We start from the raw sequence: 21,099 nt of genomic DNA, 5'->3' as shown, positions 1-21,099 counted from the left end.
TTGTTTTCAAGCAGTGGAAATGGTATGTTTAATTCATATATGGTCTCTGAGGTGAAAAAGATGAAGCGTATAGGAGTTTTAACAAGCGGTGGGGATTCCCCAGGAATGAATGCAGCTGTGCGCGCAGTTGTAAGGAAAGCAATTTACCATAATGTTGAAGTTTACGGTATTTATAATGGATACTCAGGTCTAATTAACGGTAAAATTGAGAAACTCGAAATAGGTTCAGTAGGCGATATCATTCATCGTGGAGGAACAAAACTTTACACGGCAAGATGTCCTGAATTCAAGACAGTTGAAGGTCGTGAAAAAGGAATTGAAAACTTAAAAAAATTCGGTATTGAAGGACTTGTAGTCATTGGTGGAGACGGGTCATTTATGGGAGCGAAGAAATTAACAGAGCTCGGTTTTCCATGTGTAGGTGTTCCAGGCACGATTGACAACGATATTCCAGGTACTGATTTCACTATTGGCTTTGATACAGCACTGAATACTGTCATTGATGCCATTGATAAAATTCGTGATACAGCCACATCTCATGAACGTACATACGTAGTGGAAGTAATGGGAAGACATGCTGGTGATATTGCCCTTTGGTCAGGTCTTGCGGGCGGAGCCGAATCTATTTTGATTCCTGAAGCAGACTATGACATGGACGAAATTATTGCTAGGTTAAGAAGAGGTCACGAGCGCGGCAAGAAGCATAGTATCATCATCGTTGCAGAAGGCGTAGGCAGCGGTGTTGAATTTGGTAAGCGGATTGAAGAGGAGACAAGCCTTGAAACACGTGTATCTGTCTTAGGACATATTCAGCGCGGAGGTTCTCCGAGTGCGTTTGACCGAGTGCTGGCAAGCCGTTTAGGAGCATATGCAGTCGAGCTTCTTCTTGAAGGACAAGGCGGACGCTGTGTAGGCATTCAAAGCAATGAACTCGTTCATCACGATATTTTAGAAATCTTAGATAAAAAACATACAGTCGATAAAAATATGTACCGACTTTCACAAGAGCTCTCTATATAAAACGAGAAGACCTTAGGAGGAACAGTAATGAGAAAGACAAAAATCGTTTGTACAATCGGTCCAGCAAGTGAAAGCATTGAAAAGCTGACTGAATTGATTGAAGCAGGAATGAATGTAGCCAGACTCAACTTCTCCCATGGAGATTTTGAAGAGCATGGTGCACGCATTGAAAACATACGTAAAGCAGGTAAAACATTAGGCAAGGACATTGCGATCCTTCTAGATACAAAAGGTCCAGAGATCCGTACACGTACAGTTGAAAACGGCTCAATTGAGCTAGTCGCTGGTGCTGATCTTATCGTGAGTATGGAAGACATTGTTGGAAATACGGAAAAAATTAGTGTGACATACGAAGATTTAATTCATGATGTAGAAGTAGGTTCAACGATTCTATTAGATGATGGTCTGATTGGTTTAGAAGTAAAAGAAATTAACAAGGACCGCAAAGAAATCGTCACTAAAGTCATGAATACAGGCACGCTCAAAAACAAAAAAGGCGTCAACATACCTGGCGTCAGTGTGAACCTGCCAGGTATTACAGAAAAGGATGCCAATGATATTCTGTTTGGAATTGAACAAGGCGTCGATTTCATCGCAGCTTCTTTTGTGAGACGAGCTTCTGATGTTCTTGAAATTCGTGAGCTTCTTGAAAAGAACAATGCGACTGATATTCAAATCATCCCTAAGATTGAAAACCAAGAGGGTGTTGATAACATCGACGAGATCCTTGAGGTATCTGACGGTTTAATGGTTGCGCGTGGAGATCTTGGTGTAGAGATCCCGGCAGAAGAAGTACCGCTTGTTCAAAAAATGCTGATCAAAAAATGCAATCGTTTAGGCAAGCCTGTCATCACAGCGACTCAAATGCTGGACAGCATGCAGCGTAACCCACGTCCTACCCGTGCGGAAGCAAGTGACGTGGCAAATGCTATTTTTGATGGCACAGATGCGATTATGCTTTCTGGTGAAACAGCAGCAGGAACATATCCAGTAGAAGCCGTACAAACAATGCATAACATTGCATCACGTTCAGAAGAAGCACTAAACTATAAAGCCATTCTTTCTCGCAGAAGCGAAGAAGTAGAAGTCAGCATTACAGACGCGATTGGTCAATCTGTTGCACATACAGCAATGAAGCTTGATGTAGCAGCGATTGTGACACCGACAGAAAGCGGACATACAGCAAGAATGATTTCAAAATATAGACCAAAAGCACCAATCGTAGCAGTTACTGCAAACGAATCAGTGGCGAGAAAGCTTTCACTTGTATTCGGTGTATTTGCAAAGAGCGGATCAAAAACGACGTCTACTGATGAAATGCTTGAGAATGCAGTAGAAAAGTCAATTGAAACAGGCTATGTAAGACACGGCGATTTAATCGTGATTACAGCAGGTGTGCCAGTTGGTGAAACAGGTACGACGAACTTAATGAAAGTATATGTTGTCGGTGACATCATTGCGAAAGGTCAAGGTATTGGCCGTAAATCTGCATTTGGACCGGTTGTCATTGCACAAAGCGGAAAAGAAGCAGAAGAAAAAATGTACGATGGTGCGATCCTGGTTGCAAACTGCACAGATCGTGATATGATGGGAGCTTTAGAAAAAGCATCTGCCCTTATCACAGAAGAAGGCGGTTTAACAAGCCATGCAGCAGTTGTTGGACTAAGCCTCGGCATTCCAGTGATTGTTGGTCTTGACAGCGCAACGACACTATTAAAAGAAGGCGAAGAGATTACAGTAGATCCAGCACGCGGAGCGATCTACAAAGGCCGTGCGAGCGTCCTTTAAATCATCCAAGAGGGGAGTTGTCTGACTCCTCTCTTTTTTTATGTTACACTAAAAAAAGTAAACAGCTTTCGATGAAAGATACCCCATGAGGTGATATGGTTGAAGAAATATTTTCTACTATTATTAATTCTGTTCCCTGCGGTGGAAATTAGTTTATTTTTAATCTCAAGTAAAATCATTGGCATTTTGCCAACCATGCTGCTCATCGTGCTGACAAGTGCCTTAGGTGCTTATTTTGCAAGAAAACAAGGTATAGAAGCCTTCCAAAAAGTGCAGCGAGATTTACAATATGGCAAGATGCCAGGGGGAGCGATTGTCGATGGTTTTTGTATTCTAATCGGCGGTCTGCTGCTGCTCATTCCAGGCTTCTTATCGGATCTCATTGGGGCTTTGCTGCTCATTCCGGTGACGAGAAAGGGAATCAAGCCACTCTTTGAACGCTGGCTTAGAAACATGTCTAATCGCAACCGCTACACGATCATTCGTTAAAGAGACCTTCAGCTGAAGGTCTCTTTTATTTTTGCATTCCATACCGAATGTACTCATAAATATCTCTGAAAACTCCTGCATTACGGAATGCCTGCCACACGACAAGGGCAGCAGGGCCAATCACAAGTCCTAGAAAACCAAACCATTTTAACCCTACAAATAGCGCCACAAGCGTTGCTAAAGGATTAAGTCCGATGGATTTGCTTAAGACTTTTGGCTCTGATATTTGTCTTTGAATGAGGACGACAATATACAAAATGCCCAGTCCAATGGCGAGGGAAAGATTTCCTGTCATAGCAGAATAAATGATCCACGGTAGAAAAACAGTGCCGCTCCCGATATATGGAAGTAAATCGACGAGCCCGATACATAGAGCGATAACGAAGGCATGCTTGATCTTTAAAATGATGAGTCCAATCAATACAATACCAATCGTCATGGCAACAAGCAGAAGCTGAGCCTTCATAAAGCCGGTAATGGCTTTTTTGATTTCAGATAAAATAGCGCGTGTATGCTGCATCCATTTTGCGGGAAAGATACGTGAGCCATATGTTTTTAACGTAAACCAATCTTTCGTGATAAAAAAAGTCGCCAGAGCAGAAAATAACAGTGTGGCTGCTGCATCAGGCAAAAGACCTAAAAAAGCCGGAATAAGCTCGAATGTTTTTGAAAGAAAAGACCCGATTTTTGCGGCCGCTTCATCACCAAGTGCTTGAATTTGTCCCAAAATCGATTCCTTTTGACCTGCTTGAAGCGTATTAAATTGGGCCGTCACATCATGATATAAAGGCAGAATCTTGTCTGTGAAAAATTGCTCTACAATCCCAATCATTTGATCAAGATGACGGGGCAGCACCTTTGCCAAATAAGCACTTCCTGAAATGATTTCCGCAACTAAAAGCGTCATTAAGCCGGCGGCTGCGACTAAAAAGAGCAAGAGCACAATGACCACAACAAATCCTCTTGGCATCCCGGTGATCTCTTCGATTTTGCAGACGGCAGGATGAATTAAACAAGACACGATAAGGGCGATCCAAAAAGGATATAAAAACGGAAAAGACTGATATAAAAAGACAACCGCAAAAACAGCAATGCTGATCATCATCAAACTTCGAAGAAAAATGGCCACATAGGCGTGATTCACACAATCCCCTCCAAAAAACAAGCATGTCCGATACTTCATTTTATTCAAAAAGATTAGTAATATGAAAAGGTCGCAATAAAAAGAAAGAAAGGAGCGGCGTATGTTTACTCAAGCAAATTTGTTTTTGGTTCTTTTACTCGTTATTGCACTTATTGCAAAAAACAATTCGTTAATTGTAGCAGTCTCTGTGCTGATCGCGATTAAGCTGATTGGCCTGGATCAAAAAATTTTCCCGGTTCTCCAATCTAAAGGCATTAATTGGGGGGTCACCGTTATTACCATTGCAGTTCTGGTCCCGATTGCAACAGGTGACATTGGATTTAAGCAGCTTGGAGAAGCGATGAAATCTTCCTATGCTTGGATAGCTCTTGGAGCGGGTATATTAGTAGCATTAATTGCAAAAAACGGGATTGTGCTACTCGAAAATGATCCGCATATTACGGCAGCGCTTGTGTTCGGTACCATTTTGGCAGTCAGCTTATTTAAAGGTGTGGCAGTTGGACCGCTTATCGGGGCTGGAATTGCTTATTTGGCGATGCAGGCTGTGAAATTTTTCAGCGGGTGAAAAGAGAGTGGTTCCTGCCACTTTCTTTTTTAAATTTTTTCTTGCGTGAGCTTTTGCAAAAAAACATAATTAAATATATTAAAAGAAGCAAAATCCCTTTATTCCATGCCTGATATGGGAGACTGGAAAAAAAAATATCAAAAAAAATTATAGTTAAACATTTAACAAATGTCTGATTATTGTTTATAATGGGAATAGGCTTAATTTTGAACTCATTGATCACACAAGAGATATGAGGCTAAAAGCGCTCTAACCGTATAGGTAAATGTAAGCATTTTCTTTTCTGAGCCTGCTATCTTATCCGGATTGGATAGCGCTTTCAAAAAGTGAGAATTCTGCAACGAAGGGGAATCTTTTTAAAAAGGGGAGATTGAACATGACAGCAACAAGAGGTCTTGAAGGTATCGTGGCAACCACTTCATCCGTAAGCTCAATTATTGATGATACTCTTACTTATGTAGGGTACAATATCGATGATTTAACTGAAAAAGCTACATTCGAAGAAATTGTCTACCTGTTATGGCACTTAAAGCTGCCGAATGAGCAGGAGCTGAGTGAATTAAAACAGCAGCTCAATGAAAATGCTCAGATTCCGCAAGAAATCATTGAGCATTTTAAATCTTATTCGCTTGATGGGGTTCATCCAATGTCTGCGATTCGTACAGCAGTATCTTTACTAGGTTTACTTGATGACGAATCAGAGATTATGGACAAAGAAGCGAATTACAGAAAGGCGATTCGCTTACAGGCGAAAATTTCTGGACTAGTCGCTGCGTTTTCACGCATCCGCAAAGGGCTTGAGCCTGTACAGCCAAAAGAAGAATACAGCTATGCTGCAAACTTCTTGTATATGCTAAATGGCGAAGAGCCGTCACCAGTAGAAATTGAAGCCATTGATAAGGCACTTATTCTCCATGCGGATCATGAATTAAACGCATCGACATTTACAGCACGTGTATGTGTTGCTACACTATCAGATATCTACTCTGGTGTGACAGCGGCTATCGGTGCGCTGAAGGGACCGCTTCATGGCGGCGCTAATGAAGGCGTGATGAAGATGCTTTCAGAAATTGGCGAAGTTGAAAACGTAGATTCCTATATTCATGGTAAGCTAGAGAAGAAAGAAAAAATTATGGGCTTTGGCCACCGTGTATACCGTCAAGGTGACCCGCGTGCAAAGCATCTAAAAGAAATGAGCCAGCGTTTAACAAACCTCACTGGCGAGCCGAAATGGTATGAAATGTCTGTTCGCGCAGAGGAAATCGTGACATCAGAGAAAAATCTTCCACCAAATGTTGATTTTTATTCTGCATCTGTATATCACAGTCTTGGGATTGATCATGACTTGTTTACACCAATTTTCGTGATCAGCCGATTCTCTGGATGGATTGCTCACATTCTAGAGCAATATGACAACAACCGTCTTATCCGTCCAAGAGCTGACTACATTGGACCTGATCTTCAAACCTTTGTTCCGATCAGTGAAAGAGACTAATGTTTATAGAATAAGCGGGGGCTGATTTCAAAAGGCCAATCAGCCTCCATATCAACAAAAAAACGAATCACGTGAAAAACTTCTTTGTTTGCAGACATCAAGCCAAGAAGTTTCAAATATTCACTACATAACCTGGGAGGTAATATCATTGTCACAAGGCGAAAAAATTACAGTTACTGGCGGCGTATTGAATGTACCAAATAATCCAATTATCCCGTTTATTGAAGGGGACGGAATCGGTCCTGACATTTGGAAAGCAGCATCAAGAGTACTTGAAGCAGCTGTAGAAAAAGCATATAAAGGTGAAAAGCAAATCACTTGGAAAGAAGTATATGCAGGTGAGAAAGCTTACAATAAAACTGGAGAGTGGCTTCCTGAGCAAACGCTTGAAGACATTCGCGAATACTTAATTGCGATTAAAGGGCCACTAACAACACCAATTGGCGGAGGAATCCGTTCATTAAACGTGGCACTTAGACAAGAGCTTGATTTATTCACATGCTTGCGTCCTGTTCGCTGGTTCAAAGGGGTACCTTCTCCTGTGAAACGTCCAGAAGACACAGATATGGTGATCTTCCGAGAGAACACAGAAGATATCTATGCTGGTATCGAGTATGCAAAAGGTTCAGACGAAGTGAAGAAATTAATTGACTTCTTGAAAAACGAATTAGGTGTGAATAAAATCCGTTTCCCAGAAACGTCAGGTATCGGAATCAAGCCAGTTTCTGAAGAGGGAACATCCCGTCTTGTCAGAGCGGCTATCCAATATGCAATTGACCAAGGCCGTAAATCTGTGACGCTTGTTCACAAAGGAAACATCATGAAATTTACAGAAGGTGCCTTCAAAAACTGGGGCTACGAAGTGGCTGAAAAAGAGTTTGGCGACAAAGTCTTTACATGGGCACAATATGATCGTATTGTAGAACAAGATGGAAAAGATGCGGCAAACAAAGCGCAAAGTGAAGCAGAAGCTGCTGGCAAAATCATTGTCAAAGACAGCATTGCAGATATTTTCCTTCAACAAATCCTAACTCGTCCAGCTGAGTTCGATGTTGTGGCTACAATGAACTTAAATGGAGATTACATCTCTGATGCACTTGCAGCTCAAGTTGGTGGAATTGGTATCGCACCAGGTGCAAACATCAACTACGAAACAGGACACGCTATTTTTGAAGCGACTCACGGAACAGCACCAAAATATGCTGGTCTTGATAAAGTGAATCCATCTTCTGTTCTTCTATCAGGCGTGCTTTTACTTGAGCACCTTGGCTGGCAGGAAGCAGCTGATCTAGTGATTCAATCTGTTGAAAAAACAATTGCATCTAAAGTCGTCACATACGATTTTGCTAGATTAATGGATGGCGCAACAGAAGTGAAATGTTCTGAGTTTGCTGACGAGCTCATCAAAAACTTGTCTTGATTCTTAAACTTTAAAGTTAAAGGGGAAAAAGGAAATGGCAAACAAGCGTAAAAAAGTATCTGTCATCGGAGCAGGTTTTACAGGAGCAACTACAGCATTTCTAACGGCTCAAAAAGAATTAGCGGATGTCGTATTAGTTGATATCCCGCAGCTTGAGAACCCAACAAAAGGGAAAGCTCTTGATATGCTGGAAGCAAGCCCTGTTCAAGGCTTCGATGCGAACATTACAGGCACTTCTAACTACGAAGATACAGCCGGTTCTGATGTCGTGGTCATTACGGCAGGAATTGCAAGAAAGCCGGGAATGAGCCGTGACGATCTCGTGTCAACAAATGAAAAAATCATGCGCAGCGTGACACGCGAAATCGTTAAATATTCTCCAGAAGCCATTATTGTTGTGTTAACAAACCCTGTTGATGCAATGACATATGCCGTTTATAAAGAATCAGGATTACCAAAAGAAAAAGTCATTGGACAATCGGGCATTCTTGATACAGCACGCTTCCGTACGTTTGTTGCTCAAGAATTAAACCTATCTGTCAAAGATGTGACGGGCTTTGTGCTTGGTGGACATGGCGATGACATGGTTCCGCTTGTTCGTTACTCTTACGCAGGCGGTATCCCGCTAGAAACATTGATTCCAAAAGATCGTATTGATGCGATTGTTGAAAGAACAAGAAAAGGCGGCGGCGAAATCGTAAACCTATTAGGTAACGGTAGTGCCTATTATGCACCTGCTGCTTCACTAGTAGAAATGGTTGAGGCGATTCTAAAAGATCAGCGCCGCGTGATCCCAACGATTGCATACCTTGAAGGTGAATATGGCTACGAAGGCATTTACCTTGGTGTACCAACAATCGTAGGTGGAAACGGCCTTGAGCAGATCATTGAGCTTGAGCTGACAGAAGAAGAAAGAAGTCAGCTTGACCGTTCTGTTGAATCTGTTAAGAACGTCATGAAAGTATTGTCTTAATATGAAAAAAAGAAGGCTTCTCTTATGAGGGGCCTTCTTTTTGTTTACAAAACCAATCTTGTCGAAATTTTAAATTGTCCTCTTGTTAAGCTTTCGTTAAAATGAAAGAGAAAGCATGACTTCTCGCTTTTCACATAAGATACAAAAAAACGGATGCAGGGGAAATCACTAATTGGAGGCACAACATGAATAAAAAAATATTAGTTGTGGATGATGAAGAATCGATTGTAACACTTCTAAGCTATAACCTTGAAAGGGCGGGCTATGATGTCGTCACAGCAAGAGATGGGGAAGAAGCGCTTGAAAAAGCAGCAAGTGAACAGCCTGATCTCATTGTATTAGATTTAATGCTTCCGAAAATGGACGGTATTGAAGTGTGCAAACAACTGAGAATTCAAAAAATGATGTTCCCTATTTTAATGCTGACAGCAAAGGACGATGAATTTGATAAGGTGCTCGGTCTTGAACTTGGAGCCGATGATTACATGACAAAGCCATTCAGTCCTAGAGAAGTGGGTGCTCGGGTAAAAGCCATCTTGAGAAGAGCGCAGCAATCTCAGCCTGTCCCCGCGCAAGAGGAGAGGGAAGAGGTCATTGCAGACCAAATTAAAATTGGTGAACTGCGCATTTTACCAGAACACTATGAAGTCTACTTCCAAGAAGAACGCCTAGAGCTTACGCCGAAGGAATTTGAACTGCTGCTTTATTTGGCCAAGCATAAAGGACGTGTCCTCACACGTGATCTGCTGCTAAGTGCCGTTTGGAATTATGACTTTGCAGGTGACACTCGTATTGTGGATGTACATATCAGCCACTTGCGGGACAAAATTGAAAAGAATACGAAAAAACCAACATACATTAAAACCATTCGCGGCTTAGGCTACAAATTGGAGGAGCCAAAGCCAAATGAGTAAAATTCGAACCCGCCTGTTTTCGGGACTTATTTTTCTCCTTTTTATTGTGTTTGTTGCACTTGGCCTTTTTTTGGATCACATGTTCCATGTTTTTTATGAAACTAAATTAACGGAACGAATGGAAAATGAATCGAGCTTTCTTCTTTCTTCCATGGATGGTGATGATCTGCAGGCGAAGCAAAACAAGGAGATCCTCAATCAGGCAAAGCAGCATCTCGATATGAATGCGTCAATTGTGGACCTGAAGGGGAATATCATACATACAACAGGTCAAGCGGAGCAAAGGGGCATCATTCAAAACACACTGAACAATGAACGCCTTCAAACAAAAGGAGTCGTCATTGAGGATGAAAAGGATGCGCTGTTTCATTACGCAGTCCCTATCCTGAAACAAAATGAATCGGCAGGCTATTTATTTCTCCATGCGTCATTCCAGCCTTTAAATGAAATTGACGGCCAGCTTTGGCTCGCATTAGCCGTTTGTCTTGGAACGGCGATTATTATTATCGTTTTCTTTGGATACCGCATGTCGATGAAATATGTAAAACCGATAGATTATGCCACAAAGGTAGCCAAACAGCTGGAACGAGGGAACTATGATACCAATCATTATGAAGAGCTCATCATTGAAACAAGTGAGCTTAATACATCAATGAAGCGCCTGGCAGAAAGCCTTCAAGAAATGACAAGCACTGGGGAGATGCAGCGAGACCGTCTGCAAACAGTCATTGAAAACATCGGAGCAGGGATTATTTTGATTGATAAGATGGGGTATATTAACCTAGTCAATCGAACTTTCCGCAAGCAGTTTAAGGTGCAAAAGCACATTTACATGCACAAGCTGTATCATGAAGCATTTACACATGAAGAAATTATTGAGCTGATTGACGAAATTTTCATGACAGAAACGAAGGTGCGGAAGTTTTTACGCCTGGCCGTTGACATTGAACGGCGCTACTTCCAGGTGGATGGTGTTCCCATTTTAAGTACAGACGATGAATGGAAAGGAATAGTCCTTGTGTTTCATGACGTGACAGAAACAAAGCAGCTGGAGCAGATGCGAAAAGATTTTGTCGCCAATGTGTCTCACGAGTTAAAGACACCGATTACGTCGATTAAAGGATTCTCCGAAACTCTTCTTGATGGAGCGATTGATGACAAAGAAGCGCTGACACAATTCCTTTCCATCATTCTAAAAGAGAGTGTCCGTCTCGAAACACTCATTCAAGATTTACTCGATCTTTCCAAAATCGAGCAGCAGCATTTCAAACTGAATATTCAAGACGCCAATGCGACAGAAATCATTCAAGAGATTGAAGTCCTTTTAAAACAAAAGGCCGCAGAAAAAGGCATTCAACTACAAGTGCGTATCCCGAAAGAGCCTGTCTATGTGATGGCAGATCCGCTAAGGTTAAAACAAATCTTCCTCAATCTCGTGAACAATGCCCTTACCTATACACCAGAGGGAGGGAGTGTCACCATTTCGGCAAGACCGCGGAAAGGCGCCTATGAATTTGATGTAGCAGATACAGGAATCGGCATGAAGAAAAGCGAGATTCCAAGAATATTTGAGAGATTTTATCGAATTGATAAAGATAGAAGTAGAAATTCAGGCGGTACAGGACTTGGTCTTGCCATCGTCAAACACCTTGTGGAGACGCATGAAGGGACGATTTCGGTCCATAGCAAACAAGGTAAAGGAACGACTTTTACAGTGAGCCTGAAATCAAAATAGGGAAAAAAGGAAAGTCGCGTTAAAATTTACATGATCTTTACAATGGATTCATGTTTAGTTAAACAATCATTGGTAGGATGAATAGGAACCCCTTCATCCAAGGAGCCAATTTTGTAAGGACGAAAACACTTGTTGTTTTCGTCCCTTTTTTTATGCAGGTTCGACTATTTTCTTTTCAAAATAAACTTTGATAAAATGATGATACAATGTGTGAAAGAGACGGCTGAAATGGCTCAGCCGATGGAGGATTAAAACATGACAGACAAAAAGAAATTAGTACTAGTGGATGGAAACAGTCTCGCATATCGAGCCTTTTTTGCTTTGCCGCTATTATCAAATGATAAAGGCGTCCATACAAATGCCATTTACGGCTTTGCGATGATCTTAATGAAGATGCTCGAGGACGAGAAGCCAACCCATATGCTTGTCGCATTTGATGCGGGAAAAACAACGTTCCGCCACGAGACATTTAAAGAATATAAAGGCGGAAGACAAAAAACACCGCCAGAGCTATCAGAACAAATGCCGTTTATCCGTGAGTTATTAGATGCCTATCAGGTGAAAAGGTACGAGCTTCCTCAATACGAGGCAGACGATATTATCGGGACATTGGCTGTGGAGGCAGAAAAAGACGGCTTTGAAGTCAAAATTTTCTCAGGAGATAAGGACTTAACGCAGCTCTCAACAGACCATACGACGGTAGCAATTACGAAAAAAGGCATTACAGAAGTAGAATATTACACACCGGCTCATATTGAAGAGAAATATGGCCTGCGCCCAGATCAAATCATCGATATGAAAGGTTTGATGGGAGATTCCTCAGATAATATCCCAGGGGTGCCGGGTGTAGGTGAAAAAACAGCGATTAAATTGTTAAAGCAGTTTGAAACGGTTGAAAACCTGCTTGAACATATTGACGAAGTCAGCGGTAAAAAACTCAAAGAAAAGCTTGAAGAATATAAAGAGCAAGCGGTGATGAGTAAAAAACTCGCAACGATTCTTGTAGAAGCGCCAATAGATGTATCAAGCAAGGATCTCGCATATGAAGGTCCTCATATGGATCAAGTGATCTCTCTTTATAAAGAACTAGGCTTTCAAACGCTGCTAGAGCGTCTAGGAGAAGCACCAGAAACAGGTGAACAGGTCGAAGTAGAAGCATTAGAAGTGAAAAAAATGACCGAAGTAACGGATGAGATGCTGACAGATCAAGCTGCTCTTGTGGTAGAGCAGCTTGGAGATAATTATCATGAAGCAGATTTGATTGGGTTTGCGATCCATAATGAAAATGGTGCGTTTTTTATCACGAAAGAAGATGCGCTTCAATCAGACGCATTTAAACAATGGGTACAGGATGAAACGAAGAAGAAATGGGTCTTTGATTCAAAAAGAGCAGTTGTCGCCCTCAGATGGCATGATGTCGATCTAAAAGGTGTCGATAACGATGTCCTGCTCGCTTCCTATGTCGTCAACCCTCAGAAATCGTATGAGGACGTCGCAAGTGTGGCGAAGGAATATGGTCTTAACATCGCTCTTTCTGATGAAAAAGTGTACGGAAAAGGAGCAAAGCAGGCGATTCCACCTGAAGATGAACTGAAGGAACATCTTGGACGAAAAGCAGCGGCGATCTCTGCTCTGCATGATTTAACACTTGAAGCGTTAGAAAAAAATGATCAGCATGAACTATATGAAGACTTAGAGCTGCCGCTTGCCCTCATCCTAGGTGAAATGGAATCCCTTGGGGTAAAGGTAGATATTGAGCGCCTAGAGAAGATGGGTGAAGAGTTAATGGAAAAGCTGAAAGAATATGAAGAAACCATTCACCGCTTAGCAGGTGAAACATTTAACATCAATTCTCCTAAACAGCTTGGCGTGATTCTTTTTGAAAAATTAGGACTGCCGATTATTAAAAAGACAAAGACGGGCTACTCGACATCTGCGGATGTTCTTGAAAAGCTTGATGATAAGCACGAGATCATTCGGTCCATTCTGCATTACCGCCAAATTGGAAAGCTCCAATCGACCTATGTGGAAGGCTTAATGAAAGTAACGCGCAAGGATACCCATAAAGTGCATACACGATTTAATCAAGCGCTCACGCAAACAGGAAGACTAAGCTCAACAGACCCAAACCTGCAAAACATCCCAATTCGTTTAGAAGAAGGACGAAAGATTCGACAAGCATTCGTTCCATCAAAAGAAGGCTGGCTCATGTTTGCTGCTGACTATTCACAAATTGAGCTGCGTGTACTCGCTCATATTTCTCAGGATGAGAATTTGATCGAAGCGTTTACGCAAGATATGGATATTCACACGAAGACAGCGATGGACGTGTTCCATGTCTCAGAAGAAGAAGTGACTTCCTCTATGAGAAGACAAGCCAAGGCTGTCAACTTCGGTATTGTATATGGGATCAGTGATTATGGGTTATCTCAAAACCTTGGGATCACAAGAAAAGAAGCAGCTGCCTTTATCGAACGCTATTTAACAAGCTTTAAAGGCGTGAAAACCTATATGGAAGAGATCGTGCAGGAAGCGAAACAAAAAGGATATGTCACGACGCTTCTCAAACGCAGACGGTATATCCCGGATATCACAAGCCGTAATTTTAATATCAAAAGCTTTGCCGAACGAACAGCCATGAACACACCGATCCAAGGAAGTGCAGCTGATATTATTAAAAAGGCCATGATTGATATGGCGCGTAAATTAAAAGAAGAAAACTTGCAGGCAAATCTTTTATTACAGGTGCACGATGAATTGATTTTCGAAGCGCCGAAAGAAGAAATTGCCATACTCGAAAAAATTGTTCCTGAAGTCATGGAAAATGCACTTCAGCTAGATGTGCCGCTAAAAGTTGATTTTGCTTCAGGGCCATCTTGGTACGACGCAAAATAATAGAGAGAGAAAAAGGAGCGAGGAGCATGCCGGAATTACCAGAAGTTGAAACCGTCCGGCGCACACTCAAGCGGTTAGTCGAAGGAAAGACGATTGAAACGGTCAATATCAAATGGCCAAATATCATCAAACGTCCTGGGGAGCCGGAAGAGTTCGCAAGAAGGATGGTAGGAGAAACGATACAAACCATTGAAAGAAGAGGAAAGTTCCTGCTCTTTCATTTAGACCACTACGTAATGGTCTCCCATTTAAGGATGGAAGGGAAATACCGTGTACATGAAGCGCATGAGCCATACGATAAACATGTACACGTCGTCTTTACATTTACAGACGGTACTGAGCTTCGGTATCATGATGTGCGTAAATTTGGCACGATGCATTTATTTCATCCGGGTGAAGAAGAAAAGGAACTCCCGCTCTCGCAGCTGGGGTATGAGCCTTTTGATGATCAATTCACTCCGGAATATTTATGGGAGCAATTGAAAAAAACTTCCCGTGTGGTCAAAACAGCGCTGCTTGATCAAAAGATTGTCGTGGGACTAGGTAATATTTATGTAGATGAGGTTTTGTTTAAAGCAGGCATTCATCCAGAAACAAAAGCGAATCAGCTCAGCCTTGAATCGTGCAAAGTGCTTCACAGGCATATTATCGATACACTTCAAGTAGCGGTAGATGCAGGAGGAAGCACGATTCGCTCATATATCAATTCACAAGGTGATATTGGAACATTTCAGCTGCAGCTTCTTGTGTATGACCGGCGGGGAGAGCCTTGTCAAACATGCGGAAGCATCATTGAGAAAACAGTAGTCGGAGGGCGCGGCACTCATTTTTGTGTGACCTGCCAAAAGCGTCCTCAATAAAAATCAGCCATCAGCATGCTTCCTTTTTGCTGTGCATACGATAAAAAACATTCATTTTTCAGCAAGGTGTAGACTGACACACAGCCCACCTGCTCTTCATATAGTGAAGAAGAGTCTAAGGACGCCTAGAGACTCTTGATCATCGTTGCATGAACAGAAAGGAAGAGTTCAGGTATGATTTCGATTTCGCTCCTGTTTTTAGCTATTGCAGTCAGCATTGACAGCTTTTCTGTAGGATTTACGTATGGACTTCGTAAAATGAAGATTCCATTTAAAGCGATTGTCATTATTGCGTGCTGTTCAGGGATTGTGCTGCTCATTTCCATGCTGATTGGCAGCCTGCTGACGACATTCCTCCCTGTCTCAGTGACAGATAAACTTGGTGGAGGCATTTTAATCGCCATTGGACTTTGGGTCCTTTATCAATTTTACAAACCAGCGAAAGAGCGTGATTTGCTTATTCATGAAAAGACATTGCTCAATGTGGAAGTGCAATCGCTTGGTCTTGTCATTCAAATTTTGCGAAAGCCGACAAGTGCAGATATTGACCGTTCTGGGACGATCAATGGAATAGAAGCGGTGCTTCTTGGGATTGCTTTATCCATTGATGCATTTGGCGCAGGGATTGGCGCTGCGATTCTAGGCTTTTCTCCAATTGTCATGAGTATCACTGTGGCCGTGATGAGCTCACTTTTTGTGTGTATCGGGCTCCGTTCTGGTCATTACTTGGCCAATTGGCGCTGGATTGATAAACTTGCATGCTTACCAGGGCTTCTGCTCATTTTAATTGGGGTGTGGAAGCTGTAAAGGAGGAAATCAATTGACGCTTGTCATTGGATTAACAGGCGGGATTGCTAGTGGAAAAAGCACCGTCTCGCAAATGATAAAAGAGCAGGGCATCCGGGTCGTGGACGCAGATGTCATTGCAAAAGAAGCGGTTGCCAAAGGAACACCAGCTCTTCAACAAATCGTTCAAACCTTTGGTGAGGATGTTCTCCTGCCAAATGGGGAGCTGAACCGGCAGCAGCTTGGAGCCGTCATTTTTTCTGATGAAGAGAAAAGAAAGCAGTTGAATGCGATTGTTCATCCTGAAGTGAGAAAAGAAATGCTCAAACAGAGAGATGAAGGGGTTAGTCAGAAGGAAACCTTCGTCGTCCTCGATATCCCGCTTTTATTTGAAAGTCAGCTGGAAAGTCTCGTCGACCGCATCATTGTGGTGTATACAACGCCTGAATTGCAGCTGTCGAGGCTCATGAATCGAAATGACCTCAGCGAGGAAGAAGCGCTGAATCGTATTCACTCTCAGCAGCCTCTTGAGGAGAAATGTAAAAAAGCAGACCGCGTGATAGAGAACACACAAGATCTCGCGTTTATTAGAAAGCAATTGCAGAACATATTAAATGAATGGGAACATACAGATAAGTAAGAGTACATACACGTACTCTTCTTTTTTTATGCTTTATTCTGATTTCCTTAGAAAAGAACAGCCCTTTTTAGAAAATATACGTTTATATACTGGCAATTACATTCTAATGTGATATACTAATTTCATAAATAAATTTATTGAGTATAACACATAATAGAGGAGTGACCTGTTCATGAAGGTAAAAGCAGCGATCAATGGGTTTGGCAGAATTGGACGCATGGTCTTCAGAAAAGCAATGCTTGATGATCAAATTCAAATTGTAGCGGTGAACGCAAGCTATCCTGCCGAAACGCTAGCACATTTAATTAAATATGACACAAATCATGGACGTTACGAATGTGATGTGACAGCAGAAGATGACGCCTTGATTGTGAATGGCAAAAGAGTTCTTTTGCTTAATAATAGAGACCCGAAGCAGCTTCCATGGGGAGAGCTTGGGATTGATATCGTCATTGAAGCAACAGGTAAATTTAATTCAAAAGATCAAGCGATGGGCCATATAGATGCCGGAGCGAAAAAAGTCGTTCTAACAGCTCCAGGTAAAAATGAAGACATTACGATTGTGATGGGTGTCAATGAGGATGATCTTGATCCTGAAAAGCACGTCATTATTTCAAACGCATCTTGTACAACAAACTGTTTAGCACCAGTTGTGAAACTGTTAGATGATGAATTTGGCATCGACAATGGTTTAATGACAACGGTTCATGCTTATACAAATGATCAAAAAAATATCGATAACCCGCATAAGGATCTGCGCCGGGCAAGAGCATGTGCTCAGTCCATTATTCCAACTACGACGGGTGCCGCTAAAGCGCTTTCTTTAGTGCTTCCGCACATGAAAGGGAAATTACACGGACTTGCACTCCGCGTACCAGTTTCCAATGTGTCGATGGTTGATCTTGTCGTTGACTTGAAAAAAGATGTCACAGCAGAAGAAGTCAATGCAGCCTTCTCGAATGCATCTAAAACATCTCTTGCCGGTATTTTAGATTACACAGATGAGCCGCTTGTCTCTACGGACTTTAACACAAATCCTTATTCAGCAGTCGTTGATGGACTGACAACGATGGTAATGGAAGGGAGAAAAGTGAAAGTTCTTGCATGGTATGACAATGAATGGGGTTATTCATGCCGAGTGGTTGACCTTGTAAAGTTTGTCGGCGCACAGATGAAAGAGCTGTCTGCTGTTTGAAATGAAGAAGACGATCGTCCCTTTTCAAGAAATGAGAGAAAATCCCACTAAAAACACAGCTTGCAAAATGGGTCTAAACAAAGTATACTATTTTTCGTGAACTTCTTGTTCGCAGACTCATTCGGGTATACTTAAAGGGTTAGGACCTCTTAGGACTAACTTTCCCCCGTGGTATATGTCCGGTCCGGCTGCTTAGAACTTCACTCTTTCATTCTTGTTTAAAGGGGGGTCCATGATGGAAACAATCGGACGTCACGTTATCTCCGAGCTATGGGGATGCGACTGTGATAAACTGAACGACATGGATTTTATTGAAAAAACGTTTGTAAATGCAGCTTTGAAATCAGGAGCTGAGGTAAGAGAGGTTGCTTTTCACAAATTTGCACCTCAAGGAGTAAGTGGAGTTGTCATTATTTCTGAATCTCATCTGACAATTCACAGCTTTCCTGAACATGGTTATGCGAGCATAGATGTTTATACTTGCGGTGACCTAGATCCGAATATTGCAGCAGATCATATCGGAGATGAATTAGGTGCTGAAACAAGAGAAAACATCGAAATTCCTCGAGGCATGGGACCTGTACAAGTAAAACAGGCACAAGCCAAAGCACTGTAAACATAAAAAAGATTGCAATGGGAGCTGGCCAAAAGCATTGAATGCCTTTGTGTTATGCTCCTTTTTATATTTTTTTTGATAAAAAATCCAACATTCCCCAGCTTGTCTATACTTTTGTTCTAGGAAAACAAAGGTTTTTTTTATAAAATAAAGAAAGAGGCATTATGGCAAAGGGGATACGTGTATGACTTTAAGACAAAAGTTTAAACGGTTCATGTCAAACCATACAGAAACATCTGACGAGCATCCAGTGTCAGAACTGAAAAGCCATTACTACAAATCGACGAATACACAAGTTTTTCAAGCGGTGGAAACCATTCTTTCCCGAAGCGATTCTTATCAAGTGACATCTGTTTCAGCAGAACGAGGTGAAATCAGCGCAAACATACGATTGCCGAAAAAAGCCTTTCTCGTGGCGACTGTCATTTCAATTCGTCCTTTTGAAACAGCTGTCGATTTTAATGTAACAACAGAAACGGCCCTGCCAACAGATTTCGGCTATAGTCAAAAGACCGTTCTGTCCCTTTATGATGAACTAGACAAACAACTTCCAAGAATAGATCGGAGCTGATGAAATGAAATGTCCCACATGTCAGCACCTTGGCACAAGGGTGCTTGATTCAAGACCAGTAGATGAAGGGAAATCCATCCGTCGCAGAAGAGAGTGCGAAAGCTGCCAATATCGCTTTACGACGTTTGAAAAATTAGAAGAATTACCGCTGATTGTGGTGAAAAAAGAAGGAATTCGAGAAGAATTCAGCCGCGAAAAAATGCTGAGAGGACTCATCAAAGCGTGTGAAAAGCGTCCTGTCGCTTTAAAGCAGCTGGAGGATGTCTGCTTTAATATTGAAAAAGAACTGCGCAATCAAGGCATGTCAGAGGTGAAAAGCGAGCTTGTAGGTGAAATGGTCATGGACGAGCTGGCGAAAATTGATGAAGTGTCATACGTCAGGTTTGCCTCGGTTTACCGGCAGTTTAAAGACATCAATGTCTTTATTGATGAATTAAAAGACCTATTAAAGAAAGAACGCTAAAAAGAGCTGGAGATTCTTCATGCTCTTTTTCCTGCGTAAAGCGTAAAACGTAAAAAGAGTGTACAATGGAAACAATCGCAATTCATGGGGAGGATCAGCATATGACAGAGCATTGGAAGGAAGTGCTAGCCGTCGATCCGTATGTCGTCAAAAGCGCTTCATTGCTCGGTGACATCGATAGACAGCTCATCACTCTTTTATATCAGCCGCTTATTGGCATGTCCGCTTTCAGCTTATACATGACGCTGTGGGGAGAGCTGGAACAAAATCGTATGTGGGGGAAACCTGCACCTCATCGGCAGCTCATGGTCATGCTGCAAACGAATTTAAATGATATTTTTGAGGAACGTTTAAAGCTTGAAGCGATCGGCTTACTCCGCACATATGAACAGGAAACGGAAGAAGGCAGACTGTTTACATATGAGCTTGTACCGCCGCTAAGACCAGATGAGTTTTTCCAAGATGGTATGCTGAATGTCCTGCTGTACCATCGTGTAGAAAAAGCAAAATATATGCAGCTGCGTGATTATTTCTCTTATCCGGGTGTTCCTGCAGAAGCAAAGAACATTTCACGGTCATTTGAAGAAGTGTTTCACGTATTGCAGCCAGGCGAGCGCAAGATGACAGAAGAAATTCATCAGGCGTCATCGCTTGATCAAGGCTATGAATATGTGACCGTTGGATCGAGTCAGCCGGCACCGCTCTCGGACGAATCCTTTGATTTCGATCTATTATTAGCCGGTATGTCTGACATGATGATTCCAAGAAAGGCTTTGACAAAGCAGGTAAAAGAAACAATTAAGAAGTTAGCTGTTGTATACGGCATCACCCCGCTTCAAATGCAAAATATTGTAGCAGGTGCATGCGGTTCGGATCAAATGATCTCAACAGAAGAGCTGAGAAAAGCAGCAAGAGACTGGTACCAAATTGAATACAGAGGCGAACAGCCAAAGCTGATTGATCAAAAACAGCCAAGACACTTGCGCCAAGATGCTTCAAAGACGCAGGCGGCAGATACTCCAGATGCAAAATTGATTGAAAAGCTGGATCATATTTCGCCTAGGGAGCTGCTAAAAGACATGGCAGATGGCATTGAGCCAACATATGCCGACTTAAGAATTGTCGAAGATATCATGATCGAGCAGCAGCTAGAGCCAGGTGTCATGAATGTTCTCATCTACTATACATTACTCAAAACAGATATGAAGCTGTCGAAAGCATATATGCAAAAAATCGCTTCTCATTGGGTGAGAAAGAAAATCAAAACCGTTGCTGCGGCCATGAAAATTGCCAAAGAAGAGAACAGACAAATGACAGAGTGGGCGCAACAGAAAAAGCAGCGCAGCCCATATGGTTCAGGAAAAGTCGTCCGGGAAGAGAAACTGCCTGACTGGATGAAAGAAACCGAAACAAAAGAACAGCCGGCAAAAGAGCAAACGGACAATCTGTCTACAGAAGACCTTGAACGAGAAAAAGAAAAACTGTTAGATCAGTTTAAAAATATGAAAAAGTACAATGCACATTAAGGTG

At 42.0% G+C, this 21,099-nt stretch carries 19 protein-coding genes; 18 read left to right on the top strand and 1 reads right to left on the bottom strand.

Annotation, left to right across the window (positions count from 1 at the left end; genetic code table 11):
• The first annotated feature begins 60 nt into the window (after positions 1–60).
• The 3 genes from pfkA (at position 61) to MHB69_RS13355 (ending at position 3,297) form a co-directional block, all read left to right on the top strand.
• Entirely contained in the window at positions 61–1,020 is a 960-nt protein-coding gene (gene pfkA / locus MHB69_RS13365) for a 6-phosphofructokinase (RefSeq protein WP_024424794.1), read from the top strand.
• 27 nt (positions 1,021–1,047) lie between these two features.
• Positions 1,048–2,808 (top strand): pyruvate kinase, encoded by a 1,761-nt coding sequence (pyk, locus tag MHB69_RS13360; protein ID WP_024426143.1) that lies wholly within the window; start codon positions 1,048–1,050, stop codon positions 2,806–2,808.
• A 99-nt stretch (positions 2,809–2,907) separates the two neighbouring features.
• Entirely contained in the window at positions 2,908–3,297 is a 390-nt protein-coding gene (locus tag MHB69_RS13355; RefSeq protein WP_024424793.1) for an FxsA family protein, read from the top strand.
• Positions 3,298–3,322: 25 nt separating this feature from the next.
• Here the strand turns inward: MHB69_RS13355 and ytvI are convergent, their stop codons facing one another.
• Positions 3,323–4,441 (bottom strand): sporulation integral membrane protein YtvI, encoded by a 1,119-nt coding sequence (gene ytvI, locus MHB69_RS13350; protein ID WP_342495670.1) that lies wholly within the window; start codon positions 4,439–4,441, stop codon positions 3,323–3,325.
• 100 nt (positions 4,442–4,541) lie between these two features.
• On the opposite strand from ytvI, the gene MHB69_RS13345 reads away from it, so the two are divergent.
• The 15 genes from MHB69_RS13345 to MHB69_RS13275 all read left to right on the top strand — a co-directional run bounded on the left by MHB69_RS13345 (position 4,542) and on the right by MHB69_RS13275 (position 21,095).
• Positions 4,542–5,006: a DUF441 domain-containing protein gene (locus MHB69_RS13345; protein WP_024424791.1), complete on the top strand. Its 465-nt coding sequence runs from the start codon at positions 4,542–4,544 to the stop codon at positions 5,004–5,006.
• 376 nt (positions 5,007–5,382) lie between these two features.
• Positions 5,383–6,501: a citrate synthase gene (citZ, locus tag MHB69_RS13340; protein WP_024424790.1), complete on the top strand. Its 1,119-nt coding sequence runs from the start codon at positions 5,383–5,385 to the stop codon at positions 6,499–6,501.
• 148 nt (positions 6,502–6,649) lie between these two features.
• The gene (icd, locus tag MHB69_RS13335) at positions 6,650–7,921 is read left to right on the top strand and encodes an NADP-dependent isocitrate dehydrogenase (RefSeq protein ID WP_024424789.1); all 1,272 of its coding nucleotides are present in this window, start codon (positions 6,650–6,652) and stop codon (positions 7,919–7,921) included.
• 34 nt (positions 7,922–7,955) lie between these two features.
• Entirely contained in the window at positions 7,956–8,894 is a 939-nt protein-coding gene (gene mdh, locus MHB69_RS13330; RefSeq protein WP_008356047.1) for a malate dehydrogenase, read from the top strand.
• A 185-nt stretch (positions 8,895–9,079) separates the two neighbouring features.
• Positions 9,080–9,808 carry a response regulator transcription factor gene (locus MHB69_RS13325; protein ID WP_342495669.1) on the top strand — a complete coding sequence of 243 codons (729 nt, stop codon included), beginning with the start codon at positions 9,080–9,082 and terminating at the stop codon, positions 9,806–9,808.
• The gene (locus MHB69_RS13320; protein WP_342495668.1) at positions 9,801–11,543 is read left to right on the top strand and encodes an ATP-binding protein; all 1,743 of its coding nucleotides are present in this window, start codon (positions 9,801–9,803) and stop codon (positions 11,541–11,543) included. The genes MHB69_RS13325 and MHB69_RS13320 overlap by 8 nt, the downstream gene beginning before the upstream one ends.
• A gap of 255 nt (positions 11,544–11,798) precedes the next feature.
• Entirely contained in the window at positions 11,799–14,438 is a 2,640-nt protein-coding gene (polA, locus tag MHB69_RS13315; protein WP_342495667.1) for a DNA polymerase I, read from the top strand.
• Between the two features lie 26 nt (positions 14,439–14,464).
• A complete protein-coding gene (mutM, locus tag MHB69_RS13310; RefSeq protein WP_081124656.1) occupies positions 14,465–15,298 on the top strand; it encodes a DNA-formamidopyrimidine glycosylase in 834 nt (277 codons plus the stop codon).
• A 174-nt stretch (positions 15,299–15,472) separates the two neighbouring features.
• Positions 15,473–16,105, top strand: coding sequence for a sporulation membrane protein YtaF (gene ytaF, locus MHB69_RS13305; RefSeq protein ID WP_342495666.1), 633 nt, complete (start codon positions 15,473–15,475; stop codon positions 16,103–16,105).
• 13 nt (positions 16,106–16,118) lie between these two features.
• Positions 16,119–16,724, top strand: coding sequence for a dephospho-CoA kinase (gene coaE / locus MHB69_RS13300; RefSeq protein ID WP_034279663.1), 606 nt, complete (start codon positions 16,119–16,121; stop codon positions 16,722–16,724).
• A 172-nt stretch (positions 16,725–16,896) separates the two neighbouring features.
• A complete protein-coding gene (locus tag MHB69_RS13295; RefSeq protein ID WP_024425707.1) occupies positions 16,897–17,919 on the top strand; it encodes a glyceraldehyde-3-phosphate dehydrogenase in 1,023 nt (340 codons plus the stop codon).
• Between the two features lie 235 nt (positions 17,920–18,154).
• Positions 18,155–18,535 carry an adenosylmethionine decarboxylase gene (gene speD, locus MHB69_RS13290; RefSeq protein ID WP_003216492.1) on the top strand — a complete coding sequence of 127 codons (381 nt, stop codon included), beginning with the start codon at positions 18,155–18,157 and terminating at the stop codon, positions 18,533–18,535.
• Between the two features lie 184 nt (positions 18,536–18,719).
• Positions 18,720–19,106: a hypothetical protein gene (locus MHB69_RS13285; protein WP_034279668.1), complete on the top strand. Its 387-nt coding sequence runs from the start codon at positions 18,720–18,722 to the stop codon at positions 19,104–19,106.
• 4 nt (positions 19,107–19,110) lie between these two features.
• Positions 19,111–19,569 carry a transcriptional regulator NrdR gene (nrdR, locus tag MHB69_RS13280; RefSeq protein WP_003216720.1) on the top strand — a complete coding sequence of 153 codons (459 nt, stop codon included), beginning with the start codon at positions 19,111–19,113 and terminating at the stop codon, positions 19,567–19,569.
• A 101-nt stretch (positions 19,570–19,670) separates the two neighbouring features.
• Positions 19,671–21,095, top strand: a complete 1,425-nt coding sequence (locus tag MHB69_RS13275) for a replication initiation and membrane attachment family protein (protein WP_340892024.1) — start codon at positions 19,671–19,673, stop codon at positions 21,093–21,095.
• Positions 21,096–21,099: the final 4 nt, after the last annotated feature.

Origin of the sequence: Bacillus sp. FSL K6-0994 (genome assembly GCF_038630815.1) — a bacterium.
GTDB lineage: Bacteria > Bacillota > Bacilli > Bacillales > Bacillaceae > Bacillus > Bacillus safensis.
This window is presented reverse-complemented; position numbering and strand designations above follow the sequence as displayed.

Bases quoted from the DNA above. Each gene is read 5' to 3' on its own strand.
- polA (WP_342495667.1), top strand. From the start codon at position 11,799: ATGACAGACAAAAAGAAATTAGTACTAGTGGATGGAAACAGTCTCGCA.
- citZ (WP_024424790.1), top strand. From the start codon at position 5,383: ATGACAGCAACAAGAGGTCTTGAAGGTATCGTGGCAACCACTTCATCC.
- MHB69_RS13320 (WP_342495668.1), top strand. From the start codon at position 9,801: ATGAGTAAAATTCGAACCCGCCTGTTTTCGGGACTTATTTTTCTCCTT.
- MHB69_RS13325 (WP_342495669.1), top strand. From the start codon at position 9,080: ATGAATAAAAAAATATTAGTTGTGGATGATGAAGAATCGATTGTAACA.
- mutM (WP_081124656.1), top strand. From the start codon at position 14,465: ATGCCGGAATTACCAGAAGTTGAAACCGTCCGGCGCACACTCAAGCGG.
- mdh (WP_008356047.1), top strand. From the start codon at position 7,956: ATGGCAAACAAGCGTAAAAAAGTATCTGTCATCGGAGCAGGTTTTACA.
- MHB69_RS13285 (WP_034279668.1), top strand. From the start codon at position 18,720: ATGACTTTAAGACAAAAGTTTAAACGGTTCATGTCAAACCATACAGAA.
- MHB69_RS13295 (WP_024425707.1), top strand. From the start codon at position 16,897: ATGAAGGTAAAAGCAGCGATCAATGGGTTTGGCAGAATTGGACGCATG.
- pfkA (WP_024424794.1), top strand. From the start codon at position 61: ATGAAGCGTATAGGAGTTTTAACAAGCGGTGGGGATTCCCCAGGAATG.
- nrdR (WP_003216720.1), top strand. From the start codon at position 19,111: ATGAAATGTCCCACATGTCAGCACCTTGGCACAAGGGTGCTTGATTCA.
- pyk (WP_024426143.1), top strand. From the start codon at position 1,048: ATGAGAAAGACAAAAATCGTTTGTACAATCGGTCCAGCAAGTGAAAGC.
- speD (WP_003216492.1), top strand. From the start codon at position 18,155: ATGGAAACAATCGGACGTCACGTTATCTCCGAGCTATGGGGATGCGAC.
- ytaF (WP_342495666.1), top strand. From the start codon at position 15,473: ATGATTTCGATTTCGCTCCTGTTTTTAGCTATTGCAGTCAGCATTGAC.
- MHB69_RS13275 (WP_340892024.1), top strand. From the start codon at position 19,671: ATGACAGAGCATTGGAAGGAAGTGCTAGCCGTCGATCCGTATGTCGTC.
- MHB69_RS13345 (WP_024424791.1), top strand. From the start codon at position 4,542: ATGTTTACTCAAGCAAATTTGTTTTTGGTTCTTTTACTCGTTATTGCA.